This window comes from Paracoccus niistensis (assembly GCF_042432925.1).
Taxonomy (GTDB): Bacteria; Pseudomonadota; Alphaproteobacteria; order Rhodobacterales; family Rhodobacteraceae; genus Paracoccus; species Paracoccus niistensis.
In genome coordinates this window covers 26,714-42,397 of the sequence record NZ_JBHLWE010000034.1, presented here as the reverse complement: position 1 = coordinate 42,397, position 15,684 = coordinate 26,714, and the positions used below count along the sequence as shown (strand labels likewise).

The 15,684-nt window shown below is 67.2% G+C and carries 11 protein-coding genes; 2 read left to right on the top strand and 9 right to left on the bottom strand.

Going from position 1 to position 15,684, the window contains the following annotated elements; genetic code table 11:
- Positions 1-25 precede the first annotated feature (25 nt).
- Positions 26-2,308: an NADP-dependent malic enzyme gene (locus ACFFII_RS10735; RefSeq protein ID WP_377698883.1), complete on the top strand. Its 2,283-nt coding sequence runs from the start codon at positions 26-28 to the stop codon at positions 2,306-2,308.
- Positions 2,309-2,516: 208 nt separating this feature from the next.
- Positions 2,517-4,412, top strand: coding sequence for a propionyl-CoA synthetase (locus tag ACFFII_RS10730; RefSeq protein WP_377698882.1), 1,896 nt, complete (start codon positions 2,517-2,519; stop codon positions 4,410-4,412).
- Between the two features lie 82 nt (positions 4,413-4,494).
- On the opposite strand, the gene aroA is transcribed toward ACFFII_RS10730, so the two are convergent.
- The 9 genes from aroA to nuoK all read right to left on the bottom strand — a co-directional run bounded on the left by aroA (position 4,495) and on the right by nuoK (position 15,596).
- A complete protein-coding gene (aroA, locus tag ACFFII_RS10725; RefSeq protein WP_377698881.1) occupies positions 4,495-5,826 on the bottom strand; it encodes a 3-phosphoshikimate 1-carboxyvinyltransferase in 1,332 nt (443 codons plus the stop codon).
- Positions 5,827-5,920: 94 nt separating this feature from the next.
- Entirely contained in the window at positions 5,921-6,616 is a 696-nt protein-coding gene (gene trmB, locus ACFFII_RS10720; protein ID WP_377698880.1) for a tRNA (guanine(46)-N(7))-methyltransferase TrmB, read from the bottom strand.
- A 138-nt stretch (positions 6,617-6,754) separates the two neighbouring features.
- Positions 6,755-8,428, bottom strand: coding sequence for a ribonuclease J (locus ACFFII_RS10715; RefSeq protein WP_377698879.1), 1,674 nt, complete (start codon positions 8,426-8,428; stop codon positions 6,755-6,757).
- Entirely contained in the window at positions 8,421-9,200 is a 780-nt protein-coding gene (locus ACFFII_RS10710; protein ID WP_377698878.1) for a type III pantothenate kinase, read from the bottom strand. Before ACFFII_RS10710 ends, ACFFII_RS10715 begins: the two co-directional genes overlap by 8 nt.
- Positions 9,200-9,985 carry a biotin--[acetyl-CoA-carboxylase] ligase gene (locus ACFFII_RS10705; RefSeq protein WP_377698877.1) on the bottom strand — a complete coding sequence of 262 codons (786 nt, stop codon included), beginning with the start codon at positions 9,983-9,985 and terminating at the stop codon, positions 9,200-9,202. Before ACFFII_RS10705 ends, ACFFII_RS10710 begins: the two co-directional genes overlap by 1 nt.
- Positions 9,978-11,474 carry an NADH-quinone oxidoreductase subunit NuoN gene (nuoN, locus tag ACFFII_RS10700; protein ID WP_377699006.1) on the bottom strand — a complete coding sequence of 499 codons (1,497 nt, stop codon included), beginning with the start codon at positions 11,472-11,474 and terminating at the stop codon, positions 9,978-9,980. Before nuoN ends, ACFFII_RS10705 begins: the two co-directional genes overlap by 8 nt.
- Positions 11,475-11,490: 16 nt before the next feature.
- Positions 11,491-13,053, bottom strand: coding sequence for an NADH-quinone oxidoreductase subunit M (locus ACFFII_RS10695; protein WP_377698876.1), 1,563 nt, complete (start codon positions 13,051-13,053; stop codon positions 11,491-11,493).
- Position 13,054: 1 nt separating this feature from the next.
- Positions 13,055-15,283, bottom strand: a complete 2,229-nt coding sequence (nuoL, locus tag ACFFII_RS10690) for an NADH-quinone oxidoreductase subunit L (RefSeq protein WP_377698875.1) — start codon at positions 15,281-15,283, stop codon at positions 13,055-13,057.
- 7 nt (positions 15,284-15,290) lie between these two features.
- Positions 15,291-15,596: an NADH-quinone oxidoreductase subunit NuoK gene (gene nuoK, locus ACFFII_RS10685; RefSeq protein WP_090755614.1), complete on the bottom strand. Its 306-nt coding sequence runs from the start codon at positions 15,594-15,596 to the stop codon at positions 15,291-15,293.
- Positions 15,597-15,684 lie beyond the last annotated feature (88 nt).

The window sequence follows — 15,684 nt, the reverse complement described above, 5'->3', positions numbered from 1 at the left end:
AAGGACGAGCTTACGGAGGCAGGGCATGGACGATCGGCGGCAGGACAATGCGCGGCAGGCGGCGCTACGGTATCACGAGTTTCCGCGCCCCGGTAAGCTCGAGATCCGGGCAACGAAGCCCCTGGCCAACGGGCGCGACCTCAGCCTCGCCTATTCGCCGGGCGTGGCCGAGGCCTGTCTGGAGATCCAGGCCGACCCCGCCTGCGCGGCGCGCTATACGGCGCGGGGCAACCTGGTGGCGGTCGTGTCGAACGGGACGGCGGTGCTGGGCCTGGGCAACATCGGCGCCGGTGCCTCCAAGCCGGTGATGGAGGGCAAGGCGGTCCTTTTCAAGAAATTCGCCAATATCGACTGCTTCGACATCGAAGTGAACGAAGCCGACCCGGTGAAGCTCGCGGCCATCGTCCGCGCGCTGGAACCCACCTTCGGCGCGATCAACCTGGAAGACATCAAGGCGCCGGACTGCTTCGTCGTGGAAAAGCTCTGCCGCGAATCGATGAACATCCCGGTCTTCCACGACGACCAGCACGGCACTGCCATCGTCGTGGGCGCCGCCGCGACCAACGCCCTGCGGGTGACGGGCCGGAGGTTCGAGGACATCAAGGTCGTCTCGACCGGCGGCGGTGCGGCGGGCATCGCCTGCCTCAACATGCTGCTGAAGCTGGGCGTCAAACGCGAGAACATCTGGCTCTGCGACATCCACGGGCTGGTTCACGAGGGCCGGAACGTGGACATGAACCCGCAGAAGGCCGCCTTCGCACAGGCGACCGACCTGCGAACGCTGGACGAGGTGATCGGCGGCGCTGACCTGTTCCTTGGCCTCTCCGGCCCCGGCGTGCTGAAGCCCGAGATGGTGGCCCGCATGGCCCGCCGTCCCATCGTCTTCGCCCTGGCGAACCCCACGCCTGAGATCTCGCCCGAGGACGTGCGCGAGGCTGCCCCCGACGCGCTGATCGCCACGGGCCGCAGCGACTATCCGAACCAGGTCAACAACGTCCTGTGTTTCCCTTTCATCTTCCGAGGCGCGCTGGACGTGGGCGCGACCGAGATCAACGACGCCATGCAGATCGCCTGCATCGAGGGGATCGCGGCGCTGGCCCGCGCCACCACCAGCGCCGAGGCGGCCGCTGCTTATAGGGGCGAGACGCTGACCTTCGGGCCGAACTACCTGATCCCCAAGCCCTTCGACCCCCGCCTGATGGGCGTGGTCGCCACCGCCGTTGCCCGCGCGGCGATGGAATCGGGCGTGGCGACCCGCCCCCTGCCCGATATCCACGCCTACAAGCGGCATCTGGACGGCTCGGTCTTCCGCTCGGCGCTGATCATGCGCCCGGTCTTCGACGCCTCGGCAAGTGCCGAGCGCCGCATCGTCTTTGCGGAAGGCGAGGATGAGCGCGTGCTGCGCGCCGCCAACGCCATGCTGGAGGATACCAACGACGTCCCGATCCTCATCGGGCGCCCCGAGGTGATCGAGATGCGGGCCGAGCGCGCGGGCCTGCCGATCCGGCCGAACGTCGATTTCCAGATCGTCAACCCCGAGGATGACCCCCGCTATCGGGAATACTGGGAAACCTACCATACGCTGATGGCGCGGCGCGGCGTCACCCCCGACATCGCCCGCGCGATCATGCGCACCAACACCACCGCCATTGGCGCGGTGATGGTGCATCGGAACGAGGCCGACAGCCTGATCTGCGGCACCTTCGGCCAATACACCTGGCACCTTCGCTATGTGCGCGAGATCCTGGCACGCGGGGGGCTGCATCCGGTCGGCGCGCTGTCCATGATGATCCAGGAGGAAGGTCCCCTCTTCATCGCGGACACCCAGGTCCATCACGACCCGACCCCGCAGGAGGTCGCGGAAACCGCCATGGGCTGCGCCCGCCATGTCCGCCGCTTCGGCCTGACGCCGCGCATCGCGCTGTGCAGCCATTCGCAGTTCGGCAACCTCGACACCGACTCGGGCCGCAAGATGCGCGCGGCGATGGACGTCCTGGCCGAGCGCGAGGTCGACTTCGTCTATGACGGAGAAATGCATGTCGATGCCGCCCTGGACCCGGCGGTCCGCGCCCGGCTGATGCCCAGGTCGCGGCTGGGGGACGAACCGGCGAACGTGCTGGTCTTCGCCGGCACCGACGCGGCCTCGGCGGTGCGCAACATCCTCAAGACGCGGGCGCAGGGGCTCGAGGTCGGGCCGATCCTGATGGGAATGGGCAACAAGGCGCATATCGTGACGCCCTCGATCACGGCGCGGGGACTGCTGAACATCAGCGCCCTGGCCGGAACCCCGGTTGCCCATTACGGCTGAGGCGATTCGCCCTGGCAGGCAGGCTGTTTTGCAAAGACCGGCGGGCCTTGCCCGGCCTGCCGCAAACCCTGCCGGAAGTTTGCAAAGCCCCGGGCTCCTCGCCTGAGGCAATCCGCCACATGGACGGGGCGTTCGGGCCAATACTGTTGATTTGCCCGCACCCTCGCCTCTAGGGCTTATGGAGGACGTCGAAGGGGGAGAGACGGGCATGGGCTACCAGGACATCTACGCCGCGTGGAAGAACGATCCCGAGGGCTTCTGGATGAGGGCCGCTCAGGACATCGGCTGGGTCAAGCCGCCCAGCCGCGCTTTCTTCGACCAGGGGCCGGCGGGCGAGTGGTTCGCGGACGCCCAGGTCAATGCCTGCTGGAACGCGGTGGACCGGCACGTCGAGGCAGGCCGCGGCAACCAGCTTGCCGTGATTCACGACAGCCCGATCACCCATTCCTACCGGGGCATCACCTATGCCGAGCTGCGGGACCGCGTGGCGCGCCTCGCCGGTGCCCTGCGCGAGAAGGGCGTCCAGAAAGGTGACCGCGTCATCATCTACATGCCCATGGTGCCCGAGGCGCTGGAGGCGATGCTGGCCTGCTCGCGCCTGGGCGCTATACATTCGGTCGTCTTCGGCGGTTTCGCTGCGCATGAGCTGGCCGTCCGCATCGACGACTGCACCCCCAAGGCGATCATCGCCGCCTCCTGCGGTCTCGAGCCAGGGCGCGTCGTCCACTACAAGCCGCTGCTGGATCGCGCGATCGAGGAGGCGAAGCACAAGCCCGAGTTCTGCGTGATCTTCCAGCGCGAGCAGGAGGTGGCTGAACTCATCGAAGGCCGCGACTACGCCTGGCACAGCTTCCAGTATGGCGTCGAGCCCGCCGATTGCGTTCCCGTCGAAGGGAACCACCCGCACTACATCCTCTACACCTCGGGCACGACCGGCCAGCCCAAGGGCGTCGTCCGCCACACGGCGGGCCATATCGTCGCGCTGAACTGGACGATGAAGAACATCTACGGCATCGACGCGGGCGATGTCTTCTGGGCGGCCTCCGACGTGGGCTGGGTCGTGGGCCACAGCTACATCTGCTACGGCCCCCTGCTGGCGGGCGCGACCACCATCGTCTTCGAGGGCAAGCCCGTCGGCACCCCCGACCCCGGCATCTTCGGCCGCATCATCCAGAACCACAAGGTCAAGGTCTTCTTCACCGCGCCCACCGCCATCCGCGCCGTCAAGCGCGAGGACCCGGCCTGCCTTTATATCCGCGACTACAGCCTCAAGTCGCTGAAAGCCGTGTTCCTCGCGGGCGAGCGGGCGGACCCCGACACGGTGCAATGGGTGGAACAGAACCTCAACGTGCCGGTGATCGATCACTGGTGGCAGACGGAAACCGGCTGGGCCATTGCCGCCAATCCCTTCGGGATCGAGACCCTGCCCATCAAGCACGGCAGCCCCTCGGTCCCCATGCCGGGCTATGACGTGCAGGTGCTGGACGAGGCGGGCCACCCGGTGCCGCCCGGCACCCTGGGCGCCATCGCGATCAAGCGGCCCCTGCCCCCGGGCACGCTGCCGACCCTGTGGAACGCCGAGGACCGCTTCCGCAAGTCCTACCTGACCACCTTCCCCGGCTATTACGAGACCGGCGACGCGGGCTACATCGACGAGGACGGATATCTCTACATCATGGCCCGCACCGACGACGTCATCAACGTCGCGGGCCACCGGCTGTCCACCGGCGCGATGGAGGAGGTGCTGGCCTCGCACCCCGCCGTCGCGGAATGCGCGGTGATCGGGGTGGCGGATTCGCTGAAGGGCCAGACTCCGCTGGGATTCCTGTGCCTCAAGAAGGGCGTGGAGATCGCGCCCGAGCAGATCGGCCGCGAGGTCGTGAAGATGGTGCGCGACCGCATCGGCCCCGTCGCCGCCTTCAAGGACACGGTCGTGGTGGACCGGCTGCCCAAGACACGCTCGGGCAAGATCCTGCGGGCGACCATGGCCAAGATCGCGGACGGCGAGGAGTTCAAGATGCCCGCCACCATCGACGACCCCGCGGTGCTGGACGAGATCCGCGAGGCATTGCGCAAGACCGGCCACATGGCGGCCAACGCATGAAGTAACAGGATCAGGGCCGCCATGCACCTGGCGGCCCGGTCTCGTACGAACGGCGCCTGAACGCGGAGCGCCGATCCGGCTGTCAGCCGATCTGCGCCCCCAGTCGCGTCATCAGCGGCACGAAATCGGGGAAGCTGGTCGCAATCGGCCCCGCGTCATCCACGGTGATCGGCTGGTCCGACGCGAGCCCCGCGACCAGGAACGACATCGCGATGCGGTGGTCGAGATGGGTGGCGCAGGTCGCCCCGCCCGCAAGGCCGCCAGTGCCGTGAACGGTCAGGCTGTCCTGGGTTTCCTCAAGGCGGGCGCCGTTCGCTTCCAGCCCGCGCGCCATGGCGTCGATGCGGTCGCTTTCCTTGACGCGCAGTTCCGCCACGCCGTTCATCACCGTCGTCCCTTCAGCAAAGGTCGCGATCACTGACAGGATGGGGAACTCGTCGATCATGCTGGCCGCACGCTCGGCGGGAACGGTCACGCCGCGCAGGGGACCGTGGCGGACGATCAGGTCGGCCACGGGCTCGCCCCCCTCCTCGCGCTGGTTTTCCCAGATGAGGTCGGCGCCCATGTCCTCCAGCGTGATGTAAAGCCCGTCACGCGTCGGGTTGCGGCTGACGCCCGGCACGCGGATTTCCGATCCCGGCACGATCAGCGCCGCGGCCACCGGGAAGGCGGCCGAGGACGGGTCGCGCGGCACGGCGACCGCGCAGGGGCGCAGTTCGGGGCGGCCCGTCAGGGTGATGACGCGGCCCTCGGCGGTCACCTCGGTTGTGACAGTGGCGCCGAAGCCTGCAAGCATCCGTTCGGTGTGGTCGCGCGTCGGCTCGGACTCGATCACGACCGTCTGCCCAGGAGCGTTGAGGCCCGCCAGCAGCACCGCCGACTTGATCTGTGCGCTGGCGACAGGCGTGCGGTAGAGCACCGGCACCGGGTCCGCCGCGCCCCGGATCGTGACGGGCAGCAGCCCGCCCTCGCGCGCCGTCACTTGCGCGCCGAACAGTTCCAGCGGGTCGGTGATCCGGCGCATGGGACGGCGCGAGAGGCTGGGATCGCCGGTGAAGGTCGCAGTGATGGGCGTTGTCGCCATGGCGCCCATGATCAGCCGGACGCCGGTGCCGGAGTTGCCGCAGTCTATCACACCCTCGGGTTCGGCAAAGCCGCCGACGCCGACGCCATGGACGACCCATTCGCCCTCGCCCACGCGCTGCACTTCGGCGCCGAAGGCCTGCATGGCCTTGGCCGTGTCCAGCACGTCCTGCCCTTCCAGCAGACCGGTGATGCGCGTTTCGCCCACGGCCAGCGCGCCCAGGATCAACGCGCGGTGACTGACCGACTTGTCGCCGGGCACCTGCGCCTCGCCCTTCAGCGGGCCCGAGCGGCGGGCGGACATGGGCATGGGTTCGGCGCTGTGCGACATGGGGCTCTCCTTTATTCGGGCGAGACCTTAGCGCGGGGCGCGCGGCCCTGCCATCTTCTGTCTGAAAATATCCCCGCCGGAGGCGCGGGCCACGTCAGCGTCGGAAGGTGGCGTAATGCGGCACGCGGCCCTCGCGCAGCGCCTTCTGCTCGTAGCGGGTGGAATGCCAGTCGTCCCAAGGCTCCGGCCCCTCATGGACCAGCGCGAAACCGGCCTTCGGCACTTCCTCCAGCGTCTGGCGCATGTAGTCGGGAATGTCGGTCGCAACGCGGAACTCGGCGCCTGGGGCCATGACGCGGTGCAGGGGGATCAGGTGTTCGGGCGTGACAAAGCGGCGGCGATGGTGGCGCGCCTTGGGCCATGGGTCGGGATAGTTGAGGAAGGCCTTGGAGATCGAGCCATCGGGCAGCACGTCCATCAGGTCGCGTGCATCGCCCGGATGGACACTGACATTCGACACGCCCGCCGCGCGGATCTTGCCCAGCAGCATGGCGACGCCGTTGATGAAAGGCTCGCAGCCGATGATGCCGATCTGCGGATAGCGCGCGGCCATGGCAACCATGTGCTCGCCGCCGCCGAAGCCGACCTCCAGCCAGACGGGGCGGTCGTCTCCGAAGATCGCGGCGGGATCGATGGGGGTGCGGTCGGGGTTCTCCTCGACCGTGATCCCGCGCGGGCGCAGGCTGCCCAGATCCTCGGACAGGTAGCCCTTCTGGCTTTGCCGCAGGGTCTTGCCGTGGCGGCGGCCGTAGAAGTTGCGGTGCGTGGGTGTGGGATCGAACTCGCTCATGCGGGGGCGATGCCAAGGCGGCGGCGGAAGGTCAAGCGGCAAGGCCGGACGGGGGCGCTGCCCCCGCCGCACTTCGTGCGCCCCCGGGATATTTTCCCGAAGAAGAAAGTCAGGGCGCCGGGCTGCGGCGCCCCGCGCTCAGTCGGCGGCAAGGCGGCTGATGATGACCTTGACCTCGGGCTTCTTGCCGACCTCCTCCATCGAGACCTGGCGGACGATGCGGCGGACGCCCTCGTCCAGCTTCTTGTCGTTCATCACCGTCGCGTCATCCACGCGGTCGAGGTAATCGGCCAGCTCGCTTTCGATATGGCGCGCCAGCGGCACACCCGCGCGGCCCTGGGCGGCAAGGCCCATGGTTTCCACCCAGGCGTCGGGCAGGACCTCGTCGTTCTCGTCCACGATGACCGAGACGGTGGCATGGCCGTTCAGCGCCATGCGGATGCGGTCGCGCACCACCCCATCCATCGCCCCGATCAGCACGTTGCCGTCCAGGTAGATGCGGCCGGTTTCGACCTCGTCCACGACGCGGGGGCGGTCGCCCGCCAAATCGATCATGGTGCCGTTGGTCACGATTTCCGAGATCATGCCCTTGGCCTGCGCCAGCTTGGCGTGTTCGCGCAGGTGCATGTGCTCGCCATGCATGGGGATCACGATGCGGGGCTTCAGCAGGTCATGGACAGCCTCAAGGTCCGGGCGGTTGGCATGGCCCGAGACGTGGTAAAGGCCCGAGTCCGCATCAAAGACGTTCACGCCGATGCGGCTGAGGTTATTCATGATGCGGCCGACCGGGCGTTCATTCCCCGGAATCGTCCGGCTGGAAAAGAGGAAGCTGTCGCCTTCCTTCAGCTCGATGCCGAGGTAACGGCCCATCGACAGCTGCATCGAGGCTGCGCGGCGCTCGCCCTGGCTGCCGGTGACGATCAGAAGCACCTTGTCGCGCGGCAGGTCGACGGCCTCCTCGGGACCGATCACGCGGGGGAAGTCGCGCAGGATGCCGGCCTCGGTCGCCGCCGTCACCATCTTGCGCATGGCCCGGCCCAGCAGGCACACCTGCCGCCCGGCCGCAGTTCCCGCATCCGCCAGCGTCTTGAGCCGCGCGATGTTCGAGGCGAAGGTCGTCGCCACCACCATCTGCTTCTGCGCCACCACCCAGTCCAGAAGCGGGTTCGCCAGCACGGCCTCGGACCGGCCCGGATGGCGGGTGAAGACGTTGGTCGAATCGCACATCAGCGCGGTGATGGGTGCCTCGCCCGCGATCTCGTGCCACAGGATCGGATCGAAGGCCTCGCCCACGATGGGGGTTCCGTCCAGCTTGAAGTCGCCGGAATGGACGATGCGACCCGCGGGCGTGTCGATGATCAGCGCCGCGCTTTCCGGGATCGAGTGGCTGACGGGCACGAACTGGACGCGGAAGGGACCGGCCTCGACCACCTCGGGGCGGGCACCGACAGTGCGCAGCTTGTCGACGGGCTGGCCCGCCTCCTCCATCTTCATGCGGGCAAGCGCACCCGTGAAGCGGCGGGTATAGACAGGCGCCCGCAGGCGGTTCCACAGCAGGCCCAGGGCACCGACGTGATCCTCGTGCCCGTGGGTGATGAAGATCGCCTCCAGCCGGTCGCGGTTGTCTTCCAGCCAGCGGACGTCGGGCATGATCAGGTCGATGCCCGGCGCGCTGTCCATGTCGCCGAAGGTCACGCCCAGATCGACCAGGATCAGGCGTTCCCGTCCCGGCTTGCCGTAGCCGTAAACATAGGCGTTCATGCCGATTTCGCCCGCGCCGCCGAGCGGCAGATAGATCAGGCGTTCAGACATTGCCCATCTCCTTGTTGTAATCGTGGATGAGCCGCAGCCCGTGCATTGTCAGGTCGTCGTCCCAGCGGTCGAACAGATCCTCGATCTGGTCGAACAGCGCGGCCAGCCCTCCGGTTGCAATGATCTTCATGGGGCGGCCGCGCTCGGCGGCGATGCGCGAGCAGATCTCGCGCACGAGGCCGGCATAGCCCCAGAAGACGCCGGACTGGATGCATTCGACGGTGTTCGTGCCGATGACCTGCGCGGGACGGGAGATATCGACATGGGGCAGCGAGGCCGCGCCCATGTGCAGGGCTTCCAGCGACAGGTTCACGCCAGGCGAGATCACGCCGCCGACATAGGCGCCATCCTCGCCCACCACGTCGAAGGTCGTCGCGGTGCCGAAATCCACCACCACAAGGTCCGGGCCATAGCGGTCGAAGGCCGCCCAGGTGTTCACGATGCGATCGGGTCCGACCACGGTGCCCGCATCGACGCGCGGAGGCGCGGGCAGCAGGCAGTCGGGCTTGCCCACGACCAGAGGGCGGGTGTCGAAGTAGCGGTTGCAGAGGACGCGCAGGTTGAACACCACGCGCGGCACGGTCGAGCTGATGATGCAGCCGTCCACCTCGACCTCAAGCTTGCTCAGCGCCATCAGCGAGCGCAGCCAGACGAAATATTCGTCCGCCGTGCGGCGATGATCGGTGGCGATGCGCCAGTGGGACAGGAAGCGCTCGCCGTTCCAGATCGAGAACAGGGTGTTGGTGTTACCGGTGTCGATGCAGAGAAGCATCAGGCGACCTCGTCGAAAAAAACCTCGGCGGCGGGGATGACCTCGCGGCCGGCGGCGGTAGTCAGGACCAGGGCGCCGCTGTCGTCGATCCCCTCGAACCTGCCGGTGCGGCTGGTGGCGCCGGTGCGGGCGGTGATCGTCTGTCCAAGCCGTGCCGCGCGGGCGGTCCAGGCGGTGCGGATCGGGCCGAAGCCATAGGCCGCCAACTGCTGCTGCCAGCGCGCGAAGGCGGGGGCGAGCAAGTCCAGAAACTCCTCGGGCGCGACGGCATGGCCGGTTTCGCCCAGGACCGAGACGGGCGGGACGGCGCCGGGTTCCAGCGCACCGGGTTCGGGGGCAGCGGCCAGGTTGACGCCAATGCCGACGGCCAGCAGCGACACGTCGCGCCCCTGCCCCGCGCTTTCCAGAAGAATGCCCGCCACCTTGCCGCCGTTCAACAGGACGTCGTTGGGCCACTTGATCGCCAGCCGCGCGGCGGGACCACAGACCGCCGTCAGCGCCTCGTGCAGCGCAAGGGCCGCGACGAAGCTGTAAAGCGACACGTCGGCCGGCGAGCCCTGCGGGCGCAGCGCCAGGGTAGCGGCGAAGTTCCCCGCAGGCATGGACCAGCTCCGGCCACGGCGCCCGCGCCCTGCGTCCTGCCTGCGCGTCATGATCCAGGTCGGCCCCGCCAGCGACGTGCCGAGGCGGGCCGCCTCGGCATTGGTGCTGTCCGTCTGCTCGAGGATCAGGCGGCCGACGCCCTGCGGCCAGGACGCCGACAGCGGCAGACTGGCGTCAGTCAACGGGCGCGGTCGCGACGGCGACGGGGGCCGGGACGACGACGGCATTCTCGCCGACCAGCGACAGCGCCGCGCGCTCGGCCGCGGCCTCGGTTCCGAAGAGCGAGAAGGCGCCGATGATCATCGCAGCCGCCGAGCCCATCAGTGCGACCCATTGCGCGCCGCCCATCCGGGATTCTACCGGCGTGTCACGCTGCGTGCCGAAGTACATGTAGTAGACGATCCGGAGGTAATAATAGGCGCCGATCACCGAGGCGATCACGCCCAGGACCGAAAGCCAGCCCATCTGCACGTCCACGGCGGCCTTCAGCACGCCGAACTTCGCGAAGAAGCCCAGCATCGGCGGAACGCCCGTAAGGCTGAAAAGCAGCACGGTCATGGCCAGCGCCTTCAGCGGCTCGGCCCGCGCCAGCAGGTTGAGATCGTCGATGGCGGTCACCGGGCGGCCGTCGCGTTCCATCGACAAAATGAAGGCAAAGGTGCCAACGTTCATGACCGCATAGACAGCCATGTAGATCAGCGTGGACTGGACGCCAAAGACGGTACCCGCCGCAAGACCGATCAGGGCGAAGCCGACATGCGCGATCGAGGAATAGGCCATCAGGCGCTTGATGTCGCGCTGCCCGATCCCGGCAATCGAGCCGAGGAACATCGACAGCACCGCCATGACCGCGATCACCTGCGTCCATTCACCCGGAACGCCCCCGAAAGCACCCCACATCAGCCGCCCGATCATCGCCATGGCGGCGACCTTGGGTGCGGTGGCGAAGAAGGCCGTCACCGGCGTGGGCGAGCCCTCGTAGACGTCGGGCGTCCACATGTGGAAGGGAACGGCCGAGACCTTGAAGGCCAGACCGACCAGCAGGAACACCAGGCCGAAGAGCAGCCCAAGCGACAGGCGGTCCCCGGTGATCGCCTCCATCACGCCCGCCAGGTTGGTCGTGCCTGCGTAGCCGTAGACCAGCGAGGCGCCGTAGAGCAGCATCCCCGAGCTGAGCGAACCCAGCACGAAGTACTTAAGCCCCGCCTCGGACGAGCGCGCGCTTTCACGGCGCATGGCCGCGACAACGTAAAGCGCCATCGATTGCAGTTCGAGCCCCATGTAGAGCGTCAGCAGGTCGCCGGCCGAAACCATGACCATCATGCCGATGACCGCCAGCACCACGAGCACCGGCAGCTCGAAGCGCATCAGCCCGTGGCGGACCAGGTAGTCCGCGCTCATCGCCAGCACGCCGGCGGCGGACAAAAGGATCGTCACCTTGGCAAAGCGCGCGAAGGCGTCGTCGATGAACATGCCGAAGAACGCCTCCGCGTCCCCGCGCCCGCCCCAGCCGATCGCGACCGCAGCGACCAGCAGCGCGATCACCGACAGCCACAGCACGGCGCCCGCGACCCGGTCCTTGCCGAAGAAGGCCCCGAACATCAGTGCGACCAGCGCGAAGACCGACAGCGCCACCTCGGGCATGAGGGTGTAAAGGTCGAGAGACGTCATCATGACGGAATGCCCCTTAGTGGCCGTCTGCGGGCGCGGCGGCGACGGCGGTCGCGGCGTCAGCGGCAGGCAGGCTGGCGTGATAGTCGTTCAGAAGGGCTGCAACCGAGGGCCCGGTGATGTCGGTGACGGCCCGCGGATAAACGCCCAGGAGGATCGTCATGGCGATGAGCGGCACGAAGATCCAGCGCTCGCGCGGGGTCATCTCGGCGATCGAGCGCAGTCCGGTGCGGACCAGCTGCCCCAGCGTCACGCGGCGGTAAAGCCACAGCGCATAGGCGGCCGAAAGGATCACGCCCGAGGTCGCCACGAAGGCCACCCAGGTGTTGACCTGGAAGGCGGCCATGAGCGTCAGGAACTCGCCCACGAAGCCCGAGGTGCCCGGCAGGCCCACGTTCGCCATGGTGAAGAACAGGAAGATCAGCGCGTAGATCGGCATCCGGTTCACGAGGCCGCCATAGGCGTCGATCTCGCGCGTGTGCATCCGGTCGTAGATCACGCCGACCAGAAGGAACAGCGCGCCCGAGATGAAGCCGTGCGACAGCATCTGGAAGATCGCGCCCTGCACGCCCTGCTCGCTGGCCGCGAAGGTGCCGAGGGTGACGAAGCCCATGTGCGCGACCGAGGAATAGGCGATCAGCTTCTTCATGTCGGACTGCGCCAGCGCGACAAGGCTGGTGTAGACGATGGCGATGGCCGACAGCCAGAAAATCGGGCCCTGCGCGATGGCCGAGGCCTCGGGGAACATCGGAAGCGAGAAGCGCAGGAAGCCGTAGCCCCCCATCTTCAGCAGCACCGCCGCCAGCAGGACCGAGGCCGCGGTCGGCGCCTGGACGTGCGCGTCAGGCAGCCAAGTATGGACCGGCCACATCGGCATCTTGACCGCGAAGCTCGCGAAGAAGGCGAGGAACAGCAGCATCTGCGTGCCGCCCACCAGGCTCCACCCGAAGATGGTGAAAGGATCGCTCGGGAAGTCGAAGCCCAGCAGCGTCGGGATGTCGGTGGTGCCCGCCATGCGGTACATCACGATCATCGCGACCAGCATGAAGACCGACCCGAGGAAAGTGTAGAGGAAGAACTTGAAGGCCGCGTAGATGCGGTCCTTCCCGCCCCAGATTCCGATGATCAGGAACATGGGGATCAGCCCGGCCTCGAAGAACAGGTAGAACAGCACCAGGTCCAGCGCCACGAAGACGCCGATCATCAGCCCTTCCAGAACCAGGAAGGCGATCATGTAGTCCTTGGCGCGGTCCGTCATCTCCCAGGTGGAGAGGATCACCAGCGGCATCAGGAAGGTGGTCAGCATCACGAAGAGGATCGAGATGCCGTCCACGCCCAGCTTGTAGCGCAGGCCCATGATCCAGGGTTGGTCTTCCACGAACTGGAAGGCCGTGTTCTGCGGGTCGAAGCCCGCCAGCACGACGCAGGACACCAAGAAGGTGGCGACCGTGGCGACCAGCGCCAGCCACTTGGCGTTGCGGCCCGCGCCCTCGTCCTCGCCGCGCAGGAACAGCGCGAGGATCAGCGCCGCGACGATCGGCAGGAAGGTGATGATCGAAAGAAGCGGATAGGTCGTCATCTCAGCTCATGCTCCGCGCCATCACCCAGATCAGCAGGGCGACAAGGCCCAGCACCATCCCGAAGGCGTAGTGGAAAAGATAGCCCGACTGCACGCGGCCGGCGAAGCGGGTGATGCGCGGGATCAGGCCCATCGCAAGGCCGTTGATTGCCCCGTCGATGGTCCGGCGGTCGCCCCCATGCCACAGCGCGCGGCCGATCCAGCGGGCGGGCCGCACGAAGATCGCGTCGTACAGCTCGTCGAAATACCACTTGTTCAGCAGGAAGCGGTACAGCGGGCGCTGTGTCTCGGCCAGACGCGCGGGCGCGGCCGGGTTGCGGATGTACATCGCCCAGGCAAGGCCGAGGCCGATCAGCATGGCGATGAAGGGCGACGCCTTGACCCACTTGGGCGAATGGTGCGCGTCGTCCAGCACGTGGTTGTCAGGGTGCATGTAGATCGCGCCTCCGACCGGGGCCGCGACGGCCGCATGGGCCTCGCCCTCGGCGGCGGGTGCCGGGGCGTGATCGGCGGGCTCGGCCGCCTCGGCCGGTGCCGTGGCATGGTCGGCGGGTTCGGTGCCGTGGTCGGCCGCAGCGGCCACATGGGGCATGTGGAAGAACTGGCTGACGCGGTCATGGTCGCCGAAGAAGGGCGCGTACCAGATCATGCCGGCGAAGATCGCACCGAGGCTCAGCACGCCCAGGGGCACCAGCATCACGGCCGGGCTTTCATGGGCATGCTCATGGGCGTGCAGCCCGTCGTGGTGATCGTGGTCGTGGTGGCCGTGATCGCCATGACCATGCGCCACGGGCTCGGCGGCGGCGGCGGCGGTCTGGACCTCTTCCTCGGCCTTGACGGCGGGATCCCAGACCTTCTGCGGGCGCGGCTCGCCCCAGAAGGTCAGGAACATCAGCCGCCAGGAGTAGAAGCTGGTGAAGCAGGCGGCGATGACCAGCAGCCAGAAGGCATAGGCGTTGCCCGAGGCATAGGCGCTTTCGATCACGGCGTCCTTGGACAGGAAGCCCGCGAAGCCGATGGTGGTCAGCGGGATACCGACGCCGGTGATGGCCAGCGTGCCGATCAGCATGGCCCAGAAGGTATAGGGGATCTTCTTCCGCAGCCCGCCATAGTTCCGCAGATCCTGTTCATGATGCATCGCGTGGATGACCGAACCGGCGCCAAGGAACAGCATGGCCTTGAAGAAGGCGTGGGTGAACAGGTGGAACATCGCGACCGAATAGACCCCGACACCCGCCGCCACGAACATGTAGCCCAGCTGCGAACAGGTCGAATAGGCGATCACGCGCTTGATGTCGTTCTGCACCAGGCCCACGGTCGCCGCGAAGAAGGCGGTGGCCGAGCCGATCAGCACGATGAACTGCTTGGCCTCGGGCGCGAATTCGTACAGCGGCGACATCCGGCAGACCAGGAACACGCCCGCCGTCACCATGGTTGCGGCGTGGATCAGCGCGGACACCGGCGTCGGGCCTTCCATCGCGTCCGGCAGCCAGGTGTGCAGGCCAAGCTGCGCGGACTTGCCCATCGCGCCGATAAACAGCAGGACGCCCAGCAGGTTCGCGGCATTCCACGAGGTCCAGAGGAAGGGCACCTCGGTGGTGGCGAGGGCCGGCACCTGCGCGAAGATGTCGTCGAAGCGGATCGAGCCGGTCAGCCACCACAGCCCGAAGATCCCCAGCAGGAAGCCGAAGTCGCCTACGCGGTTGACGATGAAGGCCTTCATCTGCGCGTCCAGGGCGCTCGGTTTCTTGTAGTAGAAGCCGATCAGCAGGTACGAGGCGAGGCCCACGCCCTCCCAGCCGAAGAACATCTGCAGCAGGTTGTCGGCCGTCACCAGCGCCAGCATGGTGAAGGTGAAGAAGGACAGATAGGCGAAGAAACGCGCCTTGTAGGGCTCGTCCTCGGTCCAGTTGTCGTCATGGGCCATGTAGCCCATCGAATACAGGTGCACGAGCGCCGAAACGGTGTTCACGACGATCAGCATGATCAGCGTCAGGCGGTCGATGCGGATCGCCCATTCGGCGGCGAAATCGCCCGCCACGATCCAGTCCATCAGGTGGACCTTGTAGGGCTGCCCGTCGAAGCCGAAAAACAGCATCCAGCTGAGCGCGGCGCAGATGAACAGCACGCCCGTGGTCAGGATCTGGGCGCCCCGTTCGGAAATCACCCGCCAGCCGAAGCCCGCGACAATGGCGGCGACCAAGGGGGCGAGAAGGATGAACTGTTCCATTGCTGCCTCAGCCCTTCATCACGTTGGCGTCTTCGACCTCGATGGTGCCGCGGTTGCGGAAGAACACCACGAGAATGGCGAGGCCGATCGCCGCCTCGGCCGCGGCCACGGTCAAGACGAACATGGTGAAGACCTGACCCGCCAGATCGCCCAGGTGCGCCGAGAAGGCGACGAAGTTGATGTTGGCCGACAGCAGGATCAGCTCGATCGACATCAGGATGACGATGACGTTCTTGCGGTTCACGAAGATGCCGAACACGCCGGTGACGAACAGGATCGCCCCTACGACCAGGTAATGTGTCAGTCCGATCATCTGCCTTCGTCCCTTCCGGTTCGTGGGTCCGGTCTTTTTGCGCGCGACTCTCTTGCGCTGCTGTTTAGATCACGCGCGCGCGAGTGAA

Coding starts and splice junctions, on each gene's coding strand:
- nuoN (WP_377699006.1), bottom strand. CDS start 11,474: ATGACGTCTCTCGACCTTTACACCCTCATGCCCGAGGTGGCGCTGTCG.
- ACFFII_RS10730 (WP_377698882.1), top strand. CDS start 2,517: ATGGGCTACCAGGACATCTACGCCGCGTGGAAGAACGATCCCGAGGGC.
- nuoK (WP_090755614.1), bottom strand. CDS start 15,596: ATGATCGGACTGACACATTACCTGGTCGTAGGGGCGATCCTGTTCGTC.
- ACFFII_RS10715 (WP_377698879.1), bottom strand. CDS start 8,428: ATGTCTGAACGCCTGATCTATCTGCCGCTCGGCGGCGCGGGCGAAATC.
- ACFFII_RS10695 (WP_377698876.1), bottom strand. CDS start 13,053: ATGACGACCTATCCGCTTCTTTCGATCATCACCTTCCTGCCGATCGTC.
- aroA (WP_377698881.1), bottom strand. CDS start 5,826: ATGTCGCACAGCGCCGAACCCATGCCCATGTCCGCCCGCCGCTCGGGC.
- ACFFII_RS10735 (WP_377698883.1), top strand. CDS start 26: ATGGACGATCGGCGGCAGGACAATGCGCGGCAGGCGGCGCTACGGTAT.
- trmB (WP_377698880.1), bottom strand. CDS start 6,616: ATGAGCGAGTTCGATCCCACACCCACGCACCGCAACTTCTACGGCCGC.
- ACFFII_RS10710 (WP_377698878.1), bottom strand. CDS start 9,200: ATGCTTCTCTGCATCGACACCGGTAACACCAACACCCTGTTCTCGATC.
- nuoL (WP_377698875.1), bottom strand. CDS start 15,283: ATGGAACAGTTCATCCTTCTCGCCCCCTTGGTCGCCGCCATTGTCGCG.